This window comes from Anaerocolumna chitinilytica (genome assembly GCF_014218355.1).
Lineage (GTDB): Bacteria > Bacillota > Clostridia > Lachnospirales > Lachnospiraceae > Anaerocolumna > Anaerocolumna chitinilytica.
Genome location: NZ_AP023368.1, coordinates 4,941,625 through 4,961,459, shown reverse-complemented (window position 1 = coordinate 4,961,459; position 19,835 = coordinate 4,941,625). Strand labels below are relative to the sequence as shown.

The following is a 19,835-nucleotide window of genomic DNA, read 5'->3' as shown; positions in this document are numbered from 1 at the left end:
ATGGTTTGAGGGCACGTATGGTGTTGTAAGGGAAGAGGTGCGAATGAAAAAGAGAAGTACGCTTTTAATTGTGTTTTTTCTTGTTTTTATTTTTGCTACACAGAGCATTTTAAGTTATGCAGGTGAGATTGAGAAGGCAAAAGATAATAAAACAGCATTACAGAAAAAAAAGGAAGAAACAGAAATAAAAATAAAGGAATTAGAAAAAGAAAAAAATGATATACTTAACTATATCGAAAAGTTGGATATGGAGTTAAATAATCTGACAGATGAAGTAGATAAGCTGGAAGGAAAAATAAAGAAAGCAAACAGTAATTTAAAAGTTACAGAAAAAAATCTGGCAGAAGCAAAAGCAAAAGAGAAAGACCAGTATTCTATCATGAAAAGCCGTATTAAGTATATGTATGAGAATGGAGATACCGGAGTATTAGATATCATCTTACAGTCGGATAGTTTCTCTGATATGCTTAACCAGATGGAATACAAGGAAAAAATTACGGAGTACGATAACGGTCTGCTGAATGAGTATGAGAGAACAAAAGAAGAGGTGGCTAAGAAAGAAAAGAAACAGAAGGCCCAGATTGAGGAACTTAATAGTCTGAAAGATGAGAAGACTTTTGAGCAGGGCACCATTACAAAGCTGGTACAGGACAAAGGTGCTGAGGTTGCCAAGTATGAAGGCAGTATAGCAAAGAGCCAGGCGCTGTCTGCAGAATACACCCAGAAGATTGAGGACCAGGAAGCTGAGATTGAACAGCTTTTAGCGGCGGAGAGAAAAAGAATAGAGGAAGAGGAACGAAGGAAGAAAGAAGAGGAAGAAAGACGCAGGAAGGAAGAAGAGGAAAAGAATAAGCAAAATCAATCCCAGAATTCCGGTACAGATAATTCTTCAGAGAACGGCGGCTCCTCAGGTGTTTCCGCACAGGGCTTTATCTGGCCTGTTCCAGGTAGCAGCAGAATAACCTCTGGCTTTGGTTACCGTGATCAGCCGACAGAAGGAGCAAGTACATACCACAAGGGAATTGATATCGGAGCACCTACCGGTACGAAGATTATAGCTGCCGCCGGTGGTAGTGTGGTAACTGCAACGTATAGTGTTTCTGCTGGAAATTATATTATGATCTATCATGGAAACAGCACGTATACTGTTTATATGCACTGCTCTAAGCTTTTGGTATCAGTAGGGGATGAAGTGAGCCAGGGTCAGGAGATTGGTCTGGTAGGCTCAACGGGAGTTTCGACAGGATCACATCTTCATTTTGGCGTTGTGGTAAACGGAGAGTATCAGAATCCTCAGAATTATGTAAGTTATTAAAGAAAAGAGGTTAGAGACGATGAGAAATAAATTTCTGAACGGATTTTTAGCCGGATTAGCAGCAACCTTCGTTGTCATGGCGATTGTTGTTACAGTCTTTGCAAACAAAATCAATGAGAATCTTACCAGAGAAAATGCTTCTGTTAAGACCGAGAATACTGCAAATGCAAAAACGGAAGTCACAGATCAGCAGGTGATGCAAAAGATTGATACGCTGGAAGGTTTGATAAATAAGTATTACATGGATAAAGTGGATAAGAATACCATGGCAGAAGGAATTTATAAAGGCCTTCTCTCAAGCTTAAAAGACCCTTATTCCGTCTATTATACAAAGGATGAGTATACCGCACTTATGGAATCCTCCAGTGGCGTATATTATGGTATCGGTGCCACTGTAACTTCTGATGTAAAAACAGGTGTCTTATCCATCGTGAAGCCTTTTGTAGGCGGACCTGCCTACGAAGCAGGTGTTTTGCCCGGAGATGTATTATATAAGGTAAATGGTGAAGAAGTAACCGGTAAAGACATCACAGAGGTAGTAGGTAAGATTAAAGGAGAAGAAGGAACCAAGGTAACAGTTTCCATCATAAGAGAAGGTAAGAGCAAACCCATTGATTTTACCATAACCAGAAAAAAGGTGGAAGTTCCGACCATTGAATATCAGATGTTAGATAATAAGATCGGCTATATAGCAGTTTCTGAATTTGATGAGGTTACAGCCGAGCAGTTCCGCGCTGCTATAGATGATCTTGAAAAGCAGGGAGAAAAAGGCCTTGTAGTAGATATCAGAAATAATCCCGGCGGTCTTTTGGATACGGTAGTAGATATGTTAAGACGTATGCTTCCGAAGGGAATGATTGTTTATACCGAAGATAAGTATGGTAAGCGTGATGAATATAAGAGCGATGGAAAAGAAGAATTCAACAAGCCACTTGCTGTTCTTATTAATGGAAACAGCGCCAGTGCATCAGAAATCTTTGCAGGAGCAATTCAGGACTATAAAAAAGGAACTCTGGTTGGTACTACAAGCTTTGGAAAAGGGATTGTTCAATCTATTCTGCCTTTAAATGACGGTACGGCTATTAAAGTAACTGTTTCCAAGTACTATACGCCAAAGGGCAGAAACATCCATAAGATAGGAATTACACCGGATGTAACTATTGAATTAAAAGAATCCCTTCGTCAGAAAGTAGTAATTGATAAGAAGGAAGATAATCAGCTTCAAAAAGCATTACAGATTCTGAATAAGCAGATAAAAGAAGCAAAATAAATGAATGAATTAAAACACTGCTTTGATGTTAAGCGGTGAGGTATAGATACTGAAAATTTTGTGGAAAAGAAGACACTAGCTGCGGTGAGAGTTACAGTAAATTGTAACAAGAAAACCGTTGTCTGTTGTCTTCTTTTTTACATGAAAGAGCAGAACAGACATTCGAAAAAATATTGCATTCAAATTTTAGATATGATATAATGACTTGAAATTATTCGATATTTGGAAAAAATATATATTTAACATAGAAAAAGCGGCCAGTCAGAAAGGATGGGAATATGAGTGATTTTAAGCTAGTGTCGGAATTTGCACCGACAGGAGACCAGCCGGAAGCCATACAGCAGCTTGTGAAAGGGTTTCAGGAAGGAAATCAATTTGAGACCTTGCTTGGAGTTACAGGGTCCGGTAAGACCTTTACCATGGCAAATGTAATACAGGCCTTAAACCGCCCTACTCTTATCATTGCCCATAATAAGACTCTGGCGGCACAGCTTTATGGAGAATTTAAAGAGTTCTTTCCTCAAAATGCAGTGGAGTACTTTGTAAGTTATTATGATTATTACCAGCCGGAGGCATATGTTCCTTCTTCGGACACTTATATTGAGAAGGATTCCGCCATTAACGATGAGATTGATAAGCTGCGCCACTCCGCAACAGCGGCACTCTCTGAAAGAAGAGATGTTATTATTGTAGCCAGTGTTTCCTGTATTTATGGATTAGGTGATCCCATTGATTATCAGGAGATGGTTATTTCTTTGCGCCCGGGTATGACAAGAGAACGTGACGATGTATTAAGAAAGCTGGTAGATCTGCAGTATACAAGAAATAATATGGATTTTAAGCGCGGTAGTTTCCGGGTAAATGGAGATGTAGTAGAGATATTTCCCGTTACCTCCGATGACAGGGCAATCCGTGTCGAGTTTTTTGGAGACGAGATAGACCGTATTTCAGAAATTGATGTGCTTACAGGCGAGATTAAGTGTACATTGGAGCACATCGCAATCTTTCCGGCCTCCCATTATGTTGTATCCCAGGAAAAATTAGAAGAGGCTATCAAGACCATTCAGGAAGAACTGGAAGAAAGAGTTCGCTATTTTAAGAGTGAGGATAAGCTGTTAGAAGCCCAAAGAATCTCAGAGAGAACAAATTTTGATATTGAAATGCTTCGAGAAACCGGTTTTTGCTCCGGAATTGAGAATTACTCCAGACATTTGTCAGGACAGGCTCCCGGCAGTACACCTCATACCCTGATAGACTATTTCCCGGATGATTTCTTAATTATAGTGGACGAGTCTCATATTACAGTACCCCAGGTTAGAGGGATGTATGCAGGAGACCAGGCAAGAAAAAGTACTCTGGTGGATTATGGTTTTCGTTTACCATCAGCCAAAGATAACAGGCCTCTGAACTTCCAGGAATTTGAGAGTAAGATTAATCAGATGCTTTTTGTGTCAGCGACTCCTTCTGTCTATGAACAGACCCATGAGCTCTTACGTACAGAACAGATTATAAGACCTACCGGGCTTTTGGATCCGGAAGTATTCGTGAGACCTGTTAACGGACAGATTGATGACCTGGTAAGTGAGATAAAGAAGGAAGTAGCGAAGAAGAATAAGATATTGGTAACGACTTTGACGAAGAGAATGGCAGAGGATCTGACTGACTACATGAGAGAAGTAGGTATCAGAGTAAAATATCTTCATTCAGATATTGATACGTTGGAGCGCTCCGAAATCATCAGAGACATGCGCCTTGATGTCTTTGATGTTCTTGTCGGTATCAACCTGTTACGAGAAGGACTTGATATACCGGAGATTACACTGGTGGCAATTTTGGATGCCGATAAAGAAGGCTTCCTGCGTTCTGAAACTTCTTTGATTCAGACAATTGGCCGTGCCGCCCGTAACTCAGAGGGACGGGTAATCATGTACGCCGATAATATGACGGAGTCCATGCACAAGGCTATATCCGAGACCAACCGAAGAAGGGCTATCCAGCAGCAGTACAATGAAGAACATGGAATTACCCCTACCACCATTCAGAAAAAGGTAAGAGAATTAATCAGCATCTCCAAGAAAGCCAGCAAAGATCTCTATAAGATGGATAAAGATCCGGAATCCATGACACGTAAAGAATTAGAAGCGGTTGTTAAGAAGATCAGCAAAGACATGCAGACAGCTGCAGCTGAACTGAACTTTGAATTGGCAGCCCAGTTAAGAGATCAATTACTGGAATTAAAGAAACAGCTTAATGAGATGGAGAAAGACTAGAAAGAGACTAGAAGAATACTAGAATAAGGCTCAGGAATATATGGGATTGACTTCTTTGATAGAGGGACATAAGTGATTTGTTCTGCCAGTTTTTGGACCAAGATGAACTTATTTAGAATTGGGACAATTTGGAGTATTATGAAATGGGTCATTCACTGGTATAATTAAGAATTGCAGGCTTGGTATCTTTTTATATCATATGAAGAATAGGTAACTGGCGGGTTAGACTTAGTTTATATTTTTTAGATTGTAATTGCATATACGAGATTGAAAATATATAGTAATTGCATATATGAGGATGGAAAATATATAATAACTGTATATATGAGATTTGAAAATATATTGTAATTGTATATATGAGATTTGAAAATATATTATTAAGTGTTTAATTAGATGTTTGATGTTGAAATTACAAATTTGATGTTAAATAATATGTTCGTAATTGAACTTATGTATCTGAGAGTGTAATTAAATCTCTGAGAACAAACTATATATATTCCTGGTTTAAATAAGAAAAATATAATTAAGATAGTCCAATAAATTAAGAAGTTAAAAATTGATGATAAGTCGATCGAAAGAAAAGGCAAGGATAAGGAAGAGAGGCAACAATGGCTGATAAAAAGCATTATATCAAAATCAGAGGAGCGAAGGAACATAATTTAAAAAACATCAGTGTCAATATTCCAAGAGATGAGTTTGTCGTATTAACAGGACTTAGTGGTTCAGGTAAGTCCTCTCTGGCTTTTGATACCATATACGCAGAGGGACAGAGAAGATACATGGAGTCCCTCTCCTCATATGCGAGACAGTTCCTGGGGCAGATGGAGAAACCCAATGTAGAGAGCATTGAGGGTCTTTCCCCTGCTATCTCCATTGATCAGAAATCAACCAACCGGAATCCACGTTCTACGGTGGGAACAGTTACGGAGATTTATGATTATTTCCGTCTGCTTTATGCCAGAGTGGGTATACCGCACTGTCCGAAGTGTGGCAAGGAGATTAAGAAGCAGACTGTAGATCAGATGGTTGATGAAATCATGCGCTTAAAGGAAGGCAGCAGGATTCAGCTTTTAGCACCTGTTGTCAGGGGAAGAAAAGGAGAGCATGTAAAGCTTCTGGAACAAGCGAAAAAGAGCGGCTATATCCGTGTAATGGTAGACGGTAACCTTTATGAGCTGACAGAAGATATTAAGCTGGATAAGAATATTAAACATAATATTGAGATTATTATAGACCGTCTGATTGTAAAATCCGGAATAGAAAAGAGATTATCAGACTCCATCGAAAGTGTATTAAAATTGTCAGAAGGGCTTTTAATTGTAGATGTAGGCGGAGAAGAAACACTAAGCTTCAGCCAGAATTTTGCCTGCCCTGATTGCAATATCAGTATCGAAGAGATTGAACCCAGAAGTTTTTCCTTCAATAACCCCTTTGGTGCCTGCCCGGAATGCCATGGACTTGGAAACAAAATGGAATTCGCAGAAGAGCTTATTATACCCGACGGCTCCTTAAGCCTTGCAGAAGGCGCCATTGCAGTACTTGGCTGGCAGTCTGCAACGGATAAGTCAAGTTATACAAGGTGTACGCTGGAAGCCCTTGCAAAGGAATACAAATTCAGCCTGGAGACACCTTATGATGACTTGCCGGAGAACATCAAACACATGATTATGCATGGAACCGGCGGAAAAGTAGTAAAGGTAAAGTATAAGGGACAAAGAGGCGAAGGTGTATACGATGTAGCCTTTGAAGGTCTGATTCGTAATGTAGAAAGACGTTACAGAGAGACCGGTTCTGAGAGCACAAGACAGGAATATGAAACCTTTATGAAGACCACACCTTGTAAAGAATGTGGTGGCAGAAGGTTAAAGAGAGGCTCTCTTGCAGTAACCATAGGGAATAAGAATATCTCAGAAGTAACTGATTATTCAATCAGAGATTTAAGTTCCTTTATGAATAACCTGGAATTAAGCCCGACACAGTTAAAGATCGGTGAACTTGTCCTGAAAGAAATAAGAGCAAGAGTAGGATTCCTAATGGATGTAGGACTTGATTATCTGTCCTTATCTAGAGCTACGGGAAGCTTGTCTGGCGGCGAGGCCCAAAGAATCCGTCTTGCCACTCAGATTGGTTCGGGACTTGTAGGAGTTGCCTATATCCTGGATGAGCCCAGCATCGGTCTTCACCAGAGGGACAACGATAAGTTATTAAAGACATTAAAGAACCTGAAGGAATTGGGAAATACCCTGATTGTAGTAGAGCATGACGAAGATACGATGTTTGCTGCCGATTATATTATCGATATCGGACCTGGTGCAGGAGAGCATGGTGGAGAAGTGATTGCCGAAGGTACTGCTGAAGAGATTATGAAAGTAGAGGAATCCATCACAGGAGCTTATCTTAGCGGCAGAATTAAGATACCCGTACCCGATGAAAGAAGACAACCCACAGGTTATCTGACCATAAAGGGAGCCAGTGAGAATAACCTTAAGAATGTTACGGTAGATATTCCCCTGGGAGTAATGACTTGTGTAACCGGAGTATCCGGTTCCGGTAAGAGTTCCCTGGTAACGGAAATCCTTCATAAACGCTTATCCAGAGACTTGAACAGGGCACGCTGTATCCCAGGTAAACACCAGGAGATGATAGGAATAGACAGATTGGATAAAGTAATTAATATAGACCAGTCACCGATCGGCAGGACACCAAGATCCAATCCGGCTACTTATACAGGTGTGTTTGACCAGATAAGAGATTTATTCTCCGCAACGGCAGATGCAAAGATGAAGGGATACAGCAAGGGAAGATTCAGCTTCAACGTAAAGGGCGGACGCTGTGAAGCCTGCTCAGGTGATGGTATCATTAAGATAGAGATGAACTTCCTGCCGGATGTTTATGTACCTTGTGAAGTCTGCGGCGGTAAACGTTATAACCGTGAAACTCTTGAAGTACGTTATAAGGGTAAGAACATTTATGATGTCCTTGATATGACAGTAGAAGAGGCTATGAAGTTCTTTGAGAATATGCCTTCTATCCGCAGAAAGATTGAAACTTTGTATGATGTAGGACTATCCTATATTCGCCTTGGACAACCTTCCACCACCTTATCCGGCGGAGAAGCACAAAGAATTAAGCTGGCAGCGGAGCTTAGTAAACGAAGCACCGGTAAGACCATCTACATCCTAGATGAACCGACCACCGGACTTCATTTTGCCGATGTTCATAAATTGATAGAGATATTAAGAAGACTTTCTGAGGGCGGCAATTCCGTTGTAGTCATTGAGCATAATCTGGATGTTATAAAGACAGCGGACTATATTATTGATATGGGGCCTGAAGGCGGCGACAAGGGCGGTACGGTTATCGCTAAGGGAACACCGGAAGAGGTTGCAGAGAACCCTGCTTCTTATACCGGATACTATATTAAGAAAATGCTTGAGGACCATAAGGAAGCAGCAGTGTAAAGAGCTTCTATATTCTTATATAGGTATGCTTAAGATTTAATTTGGATGTTAATTGTTTGTTTTACAGGATTTATTTAATAATATTGCAGTACCGGATTACACATGCGGTACTGCAATATTGGTTTTACAATATAAATGAAGGTATCTGTTTTGGGTTTTTGATAATTGTATTTGTATTTATTCTTTTTATTGTAGCTTTAATTCATTAACAGTAAGCAATAATTCATTAACAGTAAGCAATCTTATCCGTAAGATTTCAGAATAGATATAGTAGGTAGAGAGTGGAGAGTAGGTTCTAATATTAACAGATACAATTCATGAACAGGGATCATCTTCATTATATATACATTAAGAAAAGGAGGATTACTATGGAAGGTAACTTTTATGCCATGTTATCCAGAATGAAATACATTGAGCGCTGGGCTCTGATGCGTAATTCCAGGCCTGAGAATGTTTCAGAACATACTCTTGAAGTAAGTATTCTCTCCCATGCCCTTGCAGTAATCGGAAACAAACGGCTAGAGAAAAACTTGAATGGGGAGAGGGCCGCTTTAATTGCACTCTTTCATGATTCTACTGAAATAATCACTGGTGATATGCCAACACCTATTAAATATCATAATGGAAATATACAAGGTGCGTTCAAAGAAATAGAGAAAGAAGCAGCAAATAGACTTCTTCATATGCTTCCCGGAGACTTTTTCGAGGAATATGAATCACTATATTTTCAAAAAGAAGAAGATACATATCTCTGGAAGCTGGTGAAAGCTGCTGATAAGCTTTCTGCACTTATCAAATGTATTCAGGAAGAAAAAGCAGGCAATACTGAATTTGTAAATGCAAAAGAGAGTATTATAGTATCCTTAGAGGAGCTTGATTTAGAAGAAGCAAAGATTTTCATGGTTGATTTTCTGCCTTCCTATTATAGAAATCTGGATGAGCTTACACAGTCTTGAGGGCTACAGATAAATTAATAACTCTTAGACAAATGCATGGCGGAATATGATAATTCCGTCTTTTAGCATATTTGGGGACATTTGTAATGAGATTATGGGATTGTCAGTTATACGAAAGTCTGTTATAATTATAAAATATTTTGGGCTGGCAAAAAGTAAAAAAGCAGAGCCTGTTATTATGTCACTGTTGAGTAGATAAATTGAGAAACAACAATAGGAGGAAGAACCAGTGGATAAGGAAATGGTAATAGTCCTTGATTTTGGCGGACAGTATAATCAGCTCATTGCAAGAAGAGTAAGAGAATGTAATGTTTACTGCGAAGTACTGCCTTACAATACAAGTATTGAAAAAATTAAGGAAATAGCACCCAAAGGTATCATCTTTACAGGAGGTCCTGCCAGTGTATATGCAGAGGAAGCTCCTCACTGCGAGAAGGAAATCTTTGAACTTGGGATACCGGTACTTGGTATCTGTTATGGCTGCCAGTTAATGACACATTTGCTTGGCGGAAAAGTAACCAGTGCAACGGTAAGAGAATACGGAAAGACAGAAGTAACTGTCAATGCAAAGTCCCTGCTATTTAAAGGAGTTACCGAAACCTCAGTCTGCTGGATGAGCCATACCGATTATGTAGAAAAACTTCCGGAAGGCTTTGAAATAACCGCAACTTCCGCTTCCTGTCCTGCGGCAGGTCTGGAGCTGGCAGAGAAAAAGCTCTATGGAGTACAGTTCCATCCTGAGGTAGTTCACACCCAGGAAGGTACCAAAATGCTTCACAACTTCCTCTATGAAGTATGTGGCTGTTCAGGGGATTGGAAGATGGATTCCTTCACAGAACAGTCCATTAAGAAACTGAAAGAAAAAATCGGTGATAAGAAAGTGCTCTGTGCCCTGTCCGGCGGTGTAGATTCCTCCGTAGCTGCCGTAATGATCAGCAAAGCAGTAGGGAAGCAATTAACCTGTATCTTTGTAGACCATGGCTTACTTCGTAAAAACGAAGGTGACGAAGTTGAGAAAATCTTTACAGAGCAATTTGATGTGAACTTCGTAAGAGTAAATGCTCAGCAGAGATTTTATGATAAATTAGCCGGAGTATCCGAACCGGAAGCAAAGAGAAAAATTATCGGAGAAGAGTTCATTCGTGTATTTGAGGAAGAGGCTAAGAAAATCGGAACGGTAGATTTCCTGGTACAGGGAACCATCTATCCCGATGTTATTGAAAGCGGACTTGGCAAATCAGCCGTTATCAAAAGCCACCACAATGTAGGGGGCCTTCCTGACTATGTAGATTTTAAGGAAATTATTGAGCCTTTAAGAGATTTATTTAAAGATGAAGTACGCAGAGCCGGACTTGAACTTGGAATTCCCGAAAAGCTTGTATTCAGACAACCTTTCCCCGGACCCGGACTTGCTATCCGTATTATCGGAGATATCACAGAAGAAAAAGTTAAAATCATTCAGGAAGCCGATGCCATCTACCGTGAAGAGATTGCCAATGCCGGTCTTGACAGAAGTATCGGCCAATACTTTGCAGCTCTTACCAATATGCGTTCTGTTGGTGTTATGGGAGATGAAAGAACCTATGATTATGCAGTAGCTTTAAGAGCTGTTACCACTACAGACTTTATGACTGCAGAAGCGGCAGAATTACCTTGGGAAGTGATTGGTAAAGTATCTTCCAGGATTGTAAATGAAGTAAAACATGTAAATAGAGTACTCTATGATTGTACGGGGAAACCACCGGCTACGATAGAGTTTGAATAACAAACCAAAAGCCTCCAAACCCAATTTATATTGGTTTTGGAGGCTTCTTTATACCATTCGATCCCAATTTAACTCAAAGAGTAGCAAAATAAATTAATTTGCTTACTCTAATCATACAATAAACGGTTTTAGTACCCATAACAGTAAACAACATACAATTAAAGTAATCACCGCACTTCCAATCACAAGTAAAACTTTCTGGTAAGGGCGTTTTCCGGCTTCTTGATATTTTTCAATTTCATCAAGTCGCTTACCTTCTGCAAAAGCTACAATCTCTTTAAAAGTTTGCACATCATTGTCCTTTTTGCATCTTTCAACCTTGAAAGCAAAATACATTGTAAATGCAAATAAGACACCAAAAATAATCATACCATAGAAATGTAGGAATACTGCCAGTGGCACCACTGAGACCATTGTTATCAGTAATAGTAATGTGAAAATGTTTCCATAATGGTTGAGCTTTTCAATTTCTGATTTTTTGATTTCTTCTTTCATAATAGCGATATCTCCTTTGATTAATTGATCAAGAGATATGTTAAATAATGTGCTTAGGAGAAGTAGACTATGGATATCCGGGTAATTTTTATTATTTTCCCAGTTGGATATGGTCTGCCTGGTGACATATACTTTTTCAGCCAGCTCTTCCTGTGATAAATTCATATTATTGCGATATTTCTTTATTTGAGTGCTTAATTCCAAGAAGTAAGTCCCCTTTCGTAAATATTTCCTCTTGATCTGTGTTCATAATATTGTATTTCGGAGAAAGATGCTATCAAAGAGCTTTTACATTCATAGAAAAAGCTATGTAAAATGTATTTTACATCATAAATAAGCCAGTGTTTAAGCCAATTGAGTAAATATAGTACATAACCAGTATTGAAATCCTGTTCCTCAACCTCTCGTTTCGCTATTTTTATAGTTGTAATACAATTCTTATACCCTACAAGTATTCTACAGGTCATAATTGGATATTGTTGTAATTTGGTAATATATATGTTAGAATTTTCTATAGAAAGTACCCATGACAGGGTGGCAGCCTCCCGAGCTTACGATTCTGATTTGCGGAAGATATGGGAAGGGAGGTGGAGCATATGGATACATACGAAGTATTAACATTGTTGATTCTTTTCGGATCGTTTCTGATTGCTTTGCTTACCTATACTGATAGGAACAATAAGCGTAAATAAAAATGCCTATCCTGTCTGAGCCACAGGATAGGCAGTGTCCGTAAGGACATAGGTCTTATTCGGGAGCATCCACCTTTGGAGTGGGTGCTTTCTTTACATATAATGTAACACAGAAAATAAGAACTTTCAAGTTCTTTCTTAGGTACCTCTTAATTGCTGATACGTTTATTGCTCATACTACAATGCTTTCTTTATTGAATGATAACAGAGACTGTATCATTCCAATACTATCTATAGATTATATTGTTGGTTAAATGTATAAATACAGTATAATTTCTCGAATATTATATGGAAATACGATAAAATATAAATCCTATGAACAAAACAAAATTAATGATATGAATACCGGAGAGGATAGTACCTATGAAACTTAAAAATGTATTACTGGTGGTGAATGATATAGAGAAGTCAAAGAATTTCTATAAGGATTTATTTGGGCTTCTTATTGTTGCTGACTTTGGTGAAAACGTAATATTGACAGAAGGGCTTGTATTGCAGGAGAGGAAATTATGGGAAACTTCCATTAATAAACCTGTTGTTGCAGGCGGTAATAATGCAGAACTTTATTTTGAAGAGAATCATGTGGATAAATTTCTTGAGAAGTTGGAGAAGTGTGGACAAACAATTGACTACCTTAGTAAGTGCAGTGAACGTGACAGAGGACAGCGAATAATTCGTATCTATGACCCGGATAAACATATCATTGAGGTTGGGGAGTCGATGGATTATGTGGCTAGACGATTATTAAAAGCAGGGATGTCTGTTGAACAGGTGGCCAAGAAAACACTGCTGCCCTTATCACAGATAGAAATGTTAGTATAAACTAAAAATTGTTGCTTGTTCTTCCGGAAGGAAGCAGCCTAAGCAACTGTTTGTTAGTAAATGAACAGATATTAATGCATGATGTGAAGTACTTGTTGTATAATAGTAAAAAAGTGAAATGACAGAGTGAGGTAAAGAATGAAGATATACGTGTATGATGTTGCCGATTTTGAAAGAGACATTCTGGAAGCCATAAGGCAGGAAGCAGAAGATGAAATTATTCTGACTGACAAGCACCTGACTCTTGATACCCTGGAAGCTGCTGTAGGATTTGATGGTATATCGGTACTAGGTTATAGCCATGCAGATAGAGAGTTATTGACCAAGATGAAAGAATACGGAATCCTTCATCTTTCCACCAGAACAATCGGATATGATCATTTTGATATGGCAGCTGCCAGAGAGCTTGGTATTCATGCCTATAATGCTTATTACAGTCCGAATAATGTGGCGGACTTTGCAGTTATGATGATGCTTATTATGCTGCGCAAGGCTAAGATCTCTATTTGCCGTGCCCTTGTAAATGATTTTTCGCTGGAAGGTATGATGGGACGGGAGATGCGAAGTTTCACTGTCGGTGTTGTAGGAACCGGAAAGATTGGTTCCACGGTTATAAAGAATTTAAGCGGCTTCGGATGCCGGATTTTAGCCTGTGATAAATATAAAAACTCAGCGGTGGAAGAGCTTGCTGAATATGTAGATTTAGATACCTTATATGCAGAGAGTGATATTATTACACTTCATACCCCACTTAACGATGATAATTATCACATGATTAATGATGAGACTATTAGAAAAATGAAGAAAGGAGTTATTCTGATTAACACCGCCAGGGGGCAGCTTATCGATACGGAAAGCCTAATAAAAGCATTGGAAGAAGAACATGTGGGAGGCGCCGGCATTGATACACTGGAGGAAGAAGCCGGTATCATGCATGTCCATGTTGGCACTAAAATAGTGGATAAGAGATCCCTTTTATATCTAAAACAGTTTCCCAATGTCTTGTATACCCAACATTATGCTTTTTTTACGAAGGAAGCAACAGAATCTATGATAAGATGCGGCATCACTTCTATTCAGAGCGGTGTCAGAGGTGAAGCAACCCCTTGTGAAATTCATTAAAGTTAAATCTAGTAATTAACTTAGAGAACCCTAAAAACGAATCATAAGAACAAATCCTCAATTATGAAAGGACAAATTAAATGCTTGGAATCTTGATCGGTATTTTTATTCTTGCTTTTCTTCTAATTGTTTTAATCAGAGCACTAAGATTTAAACCCGAGGAAAGAGAAATACTTGGGGAAGATAGAATTGAGGTTAATCGTACTAAGATAATCGACGATATGTCTGCCATGATAAGATGCAAGACGGTGTCCTATCGGGAGGAATCGTTAATTGACAGGCAGGAATTCGAGAAATTTAATACGCTTTTAAAGGAACGGTTCCCTCTTATACATGAAAAATGTACACTTTCAAGGGTTGGAAAAACAGGACTTATTTATCATCTAAAAGGAAAAGCAGCAACAAAACCTTCTGTGTGCATGGCTCATTATGATGTGGTTCCCGTTGAGGAAGCACAATGGACGAAACCGCCTTTTGAGGGACTGGTAGAGGAAGATTACATATGGGGAAGAGGAACTCTGGATACAAAAGGGACCCTATGCGGAGTAATGGAAGCACTGGAGCAGCTGTTGTCAGAAAATTATATTCCAGCCAATGATTTATATCTGGCCTTTTCCGGAGAAGAAGAGATAGCTGGGGACAGCTGCCCTGAGATGGTAAGTAATCTGCAAAGCAAAGGAATCAAGCCGGCGCTTGTACTGGACGAGGGTGGTGCGGTTGTAGAAAATGTATTCCCGGGAGTTTCTGGAGAGTGTGCCTTAATAGGAATCGGAGAAAAAGGCATGGCTGATTTGGATTTTGAGATGGTAAGTCAGGGCGGCCATGCCTCAACTCCTCCCATACATACGATTCTTGGGCAGCTTAGTAAAGCGGTAACCAGAATAGAAGCCAATCCATTCAAGCGCCAGCTGACCAAACCGGTACTTGAGATGTTTGATACACTGGGGAGGAATTCCTCCTTTGCCTATCGGCTTATCTTTGCAAATCTCTGGTGCTTTGCACCGGTGTTGGACCTCATTTGTAAAAAATCCGGCGGAGAGCTTAATGCTATGCTGCGAACCACTGTAGCGGTTACCAGAATGGAAGGCAGTAAGGCTTATAATGTGCTCCCGTCAAAAGCAAGTTTTGGAATTAATATGAGATTACTTGGAAAAGATAATATTGATTCTGCTTCCGAGTATTTAAAGAAGATTGTTCGGAATGAGAAAATCAAGGTTTCTCTGGTGGACGGTATGAACCCATCTATTTATTCGGATACTTCCTGCGAGGAGTGGCATAAGCTGAAGAAAGTAATTCGGCAGACTTGGCCGAAGGCACTGGTTTCACCATATCTGATGATGGCGTGCAGTGATTCCAGGCATTATTGCCGTATTACTGACAGAGTGTACCGTTTCTCTGCCATGAAACTCTCAGGAGAGGAACGCGCACTGATCCATGGTCATGATGAAAGAATTCCGATAGATACGATGCTTAAGACGGTGGAGTTCTATATAAGATTGCTAAAGGAACTGTAGATGCTTTTATATTGTGAAATAAAACCGAAGCGATTTATTATAGAAGCACCTGTTATATATAAATGAGACTATTCATATTTAAAATTTGGGAATTTTTAAGTTCTAATTATTTTTTAAATCCATGAACTGCAGTAAAAACTAATATCTTTACTGTGGTTCATGGATTTTGTATATTATGATTAAGTTAAGAATTGTCTATTTTTACAGACACCGGCATTAATATATTCGTATTATTTCATATACTCTTTAATTTTAGCTAAAGCGATTTTGAATTATATAAATAAAAAATTGATTAATAAGAAATTTTCGACTTATGGAGGCGATACTTAGATTAATATATGCTGGAAATTATTACATAGTAAATGTTCACAAATTCTTCACATCTGCCGGAAACACTAAATCAGAAGGTAACACTTTGCCATTCAGGAAAGTGAGGAAGCTGAATGAACAAAATAAAGTTATGCGGTCTTGTACTGGCCGGTTTTATCTATTTGGCCGGTTTTGGATCAATTACAGTAAATGCAGCGGAGACAAATACTGAATCGGCAACACTGTCAGAGGGGAAAAAAGATAGAAACAGCAAAGATGCTGCCTTTGAACAAAAAATTCAAAAAGCGGAATCTGCCTGGCAGACCCTGACCAAAGCCCAGAAGGAAGAAATCTATGGGCTTCTGGAAACAGAGATGAATGATGAAGCAAAACTTCTTGATAAAATGGTAGAACTTAAAGTATTAGAGAAATCGGATGCAGACAGATTCAAAGCCTTTAAAGTTCAGAAACTAAAAAATCTAAGAGAGAGCGGAGAATTCCCTCTTATGAAGAAGAAACGGGGAAAAGAGCAGTAATATTTGCTTGCAGCAGTTGATAACGATTGTGATGGCAAAGTGTTAACCTTCTTTTATAAAAAGCAGACTTTAAGATTGTAGCGAATCAAAGTGAAGAATTAAAGTAAAGAATCAAAGTATGGTGTTAAAGTAAGAAATTAAGTCAAGAAATTAAAGTAAGGAATTAGAGTAAGAAATTAAATCAAGGAATCAAAGTAAGAAATTAAATCAAGGAATCAAAGTAAGAAATTAAAATAAGAAATTAAATCAAGGAATTAAAGTTAGAAATTAAATCAAGAATCAAATTAAGTATTATATATAGGAAACGCTGTGAAGATATAATTAATTCTTCACAGCGCTTTTTATTTATTACCCGGTACGGTATAGAGTTTAATATTTTTTGATAAAATCAATTCTCTCCAGTCGTCACTGATATCGTCATCTGTTATTATGACATCAAAATCAGCTAAGCTTCCAAAGAAAGCCGGTTTAACCTGATTAAATTTACTGGAGTCAAAGAGCAGAATTTTTTCTACGGAGGATTGCATAATGGCAAGTTTGGTAGGCACTTCATAGTCGTATACACAGGTTATACCAAGATTTGCATGAACTCCCGCAGCTGAGATAAAGGCTTTTGTGAACCTCATACTCTTTATAAGCTCTACACCCTGTAAACTTTCAACCATCTGTGTCTGAGGATGGTATTTACCACCTGAGAATATCAGTGTCAGATTATCTTTTGGACGAAGGGAATTTAGGATGTTGGCATTATAGCATAGAACAGTAGCTTTTATATCATCCGGTATATGCTCTGCGAGCATTTCTGTGGTAGAACCGGTATCAATTACAATAATATCACCGGAATTAATCAACGAGGCAGCAAGTGCGCCGATGTTTTTTTTCTCCGTATCTCTTGCGCCTTTGGCATTTGAGAGTTCATAGGGATTACCAAGGTCATAATCAGAGCCTTCTTTATTTTTAAAGGTAGGATTGTCGGAAGCGGGGTTATAGATAGCTGCTCCATAAACGTTATTAACAATGCTGTGCTGTTCCAGTACATCCAGATCTCTTCGTATAGTCATCTCAGATACCCCCAATACTGCTGCAAGCTCTTTGACGGAGGCTCCGTTTTTAGTTTTGATAATGTCTATAAGCCGGTTAAGCCGGTCCGTCTTCTTGCTCATTCTGAACTCCTCATTCACAATATAGTAAAGATATAGCGGAAAATGACATCCGGTAGAAAAGTGATTTATTTTAGTCTCATAATTTATGTTAGCATTATAACATTTTGTGGATATATATTCAAGATAATTCTGAATATAGTACAATATGCTACAAGTTGAACAAAGAAAAGATAAAAAATGTGAAAAGTGAAACAAAAATTTATTGACCGGCACCTATAAAAGTGGTAGTATAGAACTAAGAAATGAAAAGCATACTACAATACTAATCCAAATGTTGCCTGAAGCTGCAAACGCTATTATTCTATAGTATATATTTTGTATCCTGGTTCATACATTCCATGATAAAAAAGGTGGAATACAGAGCTTGGAATTATACAGGCAGCTGTTTTTGTATGTTTTCGTATAATATTAACCATTTGCAGCCAAGGAATTGTTCGTGTATTTGGTTTTATATTTATGCATAAAACAGAGGGGTATTCTGGAATATTAATATTAATTGAAACAACGTATTCTAGAATATCATATCGCAAAACTGATATTCACGAAAGGAGTTAACATGATAGAAACTGAAATGCTGCATTATGTAGATCATACTTTATTAAAAGCAGTGTCTGAATGGGAGGATATCAAGAAACTGTGTGAAGAAGCGATTGAGTTTCAGACAGCATCTGTTTGTGTACCGCCCTGCTATGTGAAGCGAATTCATAAAGAATACGGGGATAAGCTGGCAATCTGTACGGTTATAGGCTTCCCGCTTGGATATAATACAAAAGAAACAAAGGCCTTTGAAACCAAGCAGGCTTTAGAAGATGGAGCAGCTGAAATTGATATGGTTATTAATCTAACGGATGTCAAGAACGGCGACTACAAGAAGGTAGAAGAAGAAATTGCACTTTTAAAGCAGCTAACCGGTGATAAGATCTTAAAGGTTATTATTGAAACCTGTTATCTTACCAAAGAAGAGAAGATTGCTATGTGCCATGCGGTTACCAATGCCGGAGCTGATTTCATTAAGACATCTACCGGATTTGGAACAGACGGAGCAACTCTTGAGGATATTGCATTATTTAAAGAGCATATTGGTTCTGAAGTCAAGATAAAGGCAGCCGGTGGTATTCGCTCACTGGAGGATTTAAGTGCCTTTATTCATGCCGGATGTTCCAGAATTGGAACCAGTTCAGCAGTTAATCTGGTGAAGGGCCTGAAAGCAGAAAGCTATTAAACAAAATATGGAAAATGGTGAAAACACCTTAATATTTGAAAGTAATTCTAAAAAGGAGTTTAGATTATTAAGAAAAAGACCGAGTTTTCGTTACTTAACTCTTTATCGCATCGATAGTATGTTTGCGATAGACAGATTTTACACAATGATTTAAAATATGCAATGAGGAGGAATACTATGAGTACACCTACACCGCATATAGCGGCTGGGAAGGGCGACTTTGCAAAAACTGTATTAATGCCCGGAGATCCCTTGAGAGCTAAATTTGTAGCAGACAACTATCTTGAAAATGCTGTATTAGTTAATCCTGTCAGAGGAGTTAATGGATATACCGGAACCTACAAGAATAAGAAGGTTTCAGTAATGGCAAGCGGAATGGGAATGCCTTCTATCGGTATTTATTCTTATGAGCTGTACCGTTATTATGATGTGGACAACATTATCCGCATCGGAACTGCCGGTTCCATGCATAAGGATCTAAAGATCAGAGACATCGCCTTTGCAATGGGAGCTTGCACCAATTCAGCATATGCAACCCAGTTTGAACTTCCCGGAACATTTGCACCAATCGCTTCCTATGATCTTTTACGTAAAGCGATACAGGTGACAGAAGAAATGGGAATCCACTATATGGCAGGTAATTTCTTATCATCAGATACCTTCTATGACGATTCTCAGGGTACCATGAAGTGGACGAAGATGGGAGTTCTCTGCGTAGAGATGGAAGCTGCAGCTCTTTATATGAATGCAGCCAGAACCGGTAAGAATGCACTTGCTATCTGCACCATTTCTGATTCTCTGGTAACAGGAGAAGCTACCACAGCAGAGGAACGTCAGGAAAGTTTCCATGACATGATGAAAGTGGCTTTGGAAGTTGCTATCAGCCAGTAAAGTATTTTAGTCCGTCTGCTATATCTTGATGG

At 38.7% G+C, this 19,835-nt stretch carries 15 protein-coding genes and 1 pseudogene; 13 read left to right on the top strand and 3 right to left on the bottom strand.

Annotated elements, in window-relative coordinates:
* Positions 1–43: 43 nt before the first annotated feature.
* The 6 genes from bsdcttw_RS21585 (at position 44) to guaA (ending at position 11,037) form a co-directional block, all read left to right on the top strand.
* Positions 44–1,315, top strand: a complete 1,272-nt coding sequence (locus bsdcttw_RS21585) for a murein hydrolase activator EnvC family protein (protein WP_185256850.1) — start codon at positions 44–46, stop codon at positions 1,313–1,315.
* A gap of 19 nt (positions 1,316–1,334) precedes the next feature.
* A complete protein-coding gene (locus bsdcttw_RS21580) occupies positions 1,335–2,585 on the top strand; it encodes a S41 family peptidase (RefSeq protein ID WP_185256849.1) in 1,251 nt (416 codons plus the stop codon).
* A gap of 278 nt (positions 2,586–2,863) precedes the next feature.
* Positions 2,864–4,855, top strand: coding sequence for an excinuclease ABC subunit UvrB (uvrB, locus tag bsdcttw_RS21575; protein ID WP_185256848.1), 1,992 nt, complete (start codon positions 2,864–2,866; stop codon positions 4,853–4,855).
* A 608-nt stretch (positions 4,856–5,463) separates the two neighbouring features.
* Positions 5,464–8,316, top strand: coding sequence for an excinuclease ABC subunit UvrA (uvrA, locus tag bsdcttw_RS21570; RefSeq protein WP_185256847.1), 2,853 nt, complete (start codon positions 5,464–5,466; stop codon positions 8,314–8,316).
* 368 nt (positions 8,317–8,684) lie between these two features.
* Entirely contained in the window at positions 8,685–9,272 is a 588-nt protein-coding gene (gene yfbR, locus bsdcttw_RS21565; RefSeq protein WP_185256846.1) for a 5'-deoxynucleotidase, read from the top strand.
* Positions 9,273–9,501: 229 nt separating this feature from the next.
* Positions 9,502–11,037 carry a glutamine-hydrolyzing GMP synthase gene (gene guaA / locus bsdcttw_RS21560; protein ID WP_334297349.1) on the top strand — a complete coding sequence of 512 codons (1,536 nt, stop codon included), beginning with the start codon at positions 9,502–9,504 and terminating at the stop codon, positions 11,035–11,037.
* 111 nt (positions 11,038–11,148) lie between these two features.
* On the opposite strand, the gene bsdcttw_RS21555 is transcribed toward guaA, so the two are convergent.
* Both bsdcttw_RS21555 and bsdcttw_RS25425 read right to left on the bottom strand, forming a co-directional pair.
* Positions 11,149–11,532: a hypothetical protein gene (locus bsdcttw_RS21555; RefSeq protein WP_330602454.1), complete on the bottom strand. Its 384-nt coding sequence runs from the start codon at positions 11,530–11,532 to the stop codon at positions 11,149–11,151.
* A gap of 72 nt (positions 11,533–11,604) precedes the next feature.
* Positions 11,605–11,697 (bottom strand): annotated as a pseudogene (locus tag bsdcttw_RS25425) (helix-turn-helix transcriptional regulator); the annotation flags it as partial.
* A 431-nt stretch (positions 11,698–12,128) separates the two neighbouring features.
* Here bsdcttw_RS25425 and bsdcttw_RS25120 point away from each other — a divergent pair.
* The 5 genes from bsdcttw_RS25120 (at position 12,129) to bsdcttw_RS21535 (ending at position 16,527) form a co-directional block, all read left to right on the top strand.
* Positions 12,129–12,224 (top strand): putative holin-like toxin, encoded by a 96-nt coding sequence (locus bsdcttw_RS25120; RefSeq protein ID WP_225903725.1) that lies wholly within the window; start codon positions 12,129–12,131, stop codon positions 12,222–12,224.
* Between the two features lie 363 nt (positions 12,225–12,587).
* The gene (locus bsdcttw_RS21550; protein WP_185256844.1) at positions 12,588–13,046 is read left to right on the top strand and encodes a VOC family protein; all 459 of its coding nucleotides are present in this window, start codon (positions 12,588–12,590) and stop codon (positions 13,044–13,046) included.
* A gap of 138 nt (positions 13,047–13,184) precedes the next feature.
* Positions 13,185–14,168, top strand: a complete 984-nt coding sequence (locus bsdcttw_RS21545; protein WP_185256843.1) for an NAD(P)-dependent oxidoreductase — start codon at positions 13,185–13,187, stop codon at positions 14,166–14,168.
* Positions 14,169–14,248: 80 nt separating this feature from the next.
* Complete coding sequence (locus bsdcttw_RS21540) at positions 14,249–15,682, top strand: M20/M25/M40 family metallo-hydrolase (RefSeq protein ID WP_185256842.1); 1,434 nt, start codon at positions 14,249–14,251, stop codon at positions 15,680–15,682.
* Positions 15,683–16,125: 443 nt separating this feature from the next.
* Positions 16,126–16,527, top strand: coding sequence for a hypothetical protein (locus tag bsdcttw_RS21535; RefSeq protein WP_185256841.1), 402 nt, complete (start codon positions 16,126–16,128; stop codon positions 16,525–16,527).
* A 341-nt stretch (positions 16,528–16,868) separates the two neighbouring features.
* Here the strand turns inward: bsdcttw_RS21535 and bsdcttw_RS21530 are convergent, their stop codons facing one another.
* The gene (locus bsdcttw_RS21530; RefSeq protein WP_185256840.1) at positions 16,869–17,690 is read right to left on the bottom strand and encodes a DeoR/GlpR family DNA-binding transcription regulator; all 822 of its coding nucleotides are present in this window, start codon (positions 17,688–17,690) and stop codon (positions 16,869–16,871) included.
* 556 nt (positions 17,691–18,246) lie between these two features.
* Between bsdcttw_RS21530 and deoC the strand changes: the two genes are divergently transcribed.
* Both deoC and deoD read left to right on the top strand, forming a co-directional pair.
* Positions 18,247–18,912 carry a deoxyribose-phosphate aldolase gene (deoC, locus tag bsdcttw_RS21525; RefSeq protein ID WP_185256839.1) on the top strand — a complete coding sequence of 222 codons (666 nt, stop codon included), beginning with the start codon at positions 18,247–18,249 and terminating at the stop codon, positions 18,910–18,912.
* 177 nt (positions 18,913–19,089) lie between these two features.
* Positions 19,090–19,803, top strand: coding sequence for a purine-nucleoside phosphorylase (gene deoD / locus bsdcttw_RS21520; protein WP_185256838.1), 714 nt, complete (start codon positions 19,090–19,092; stop codon positions 19,801–19,803).
* Positions 19,804–19,835: the final 32 nt, after the last annotated feature.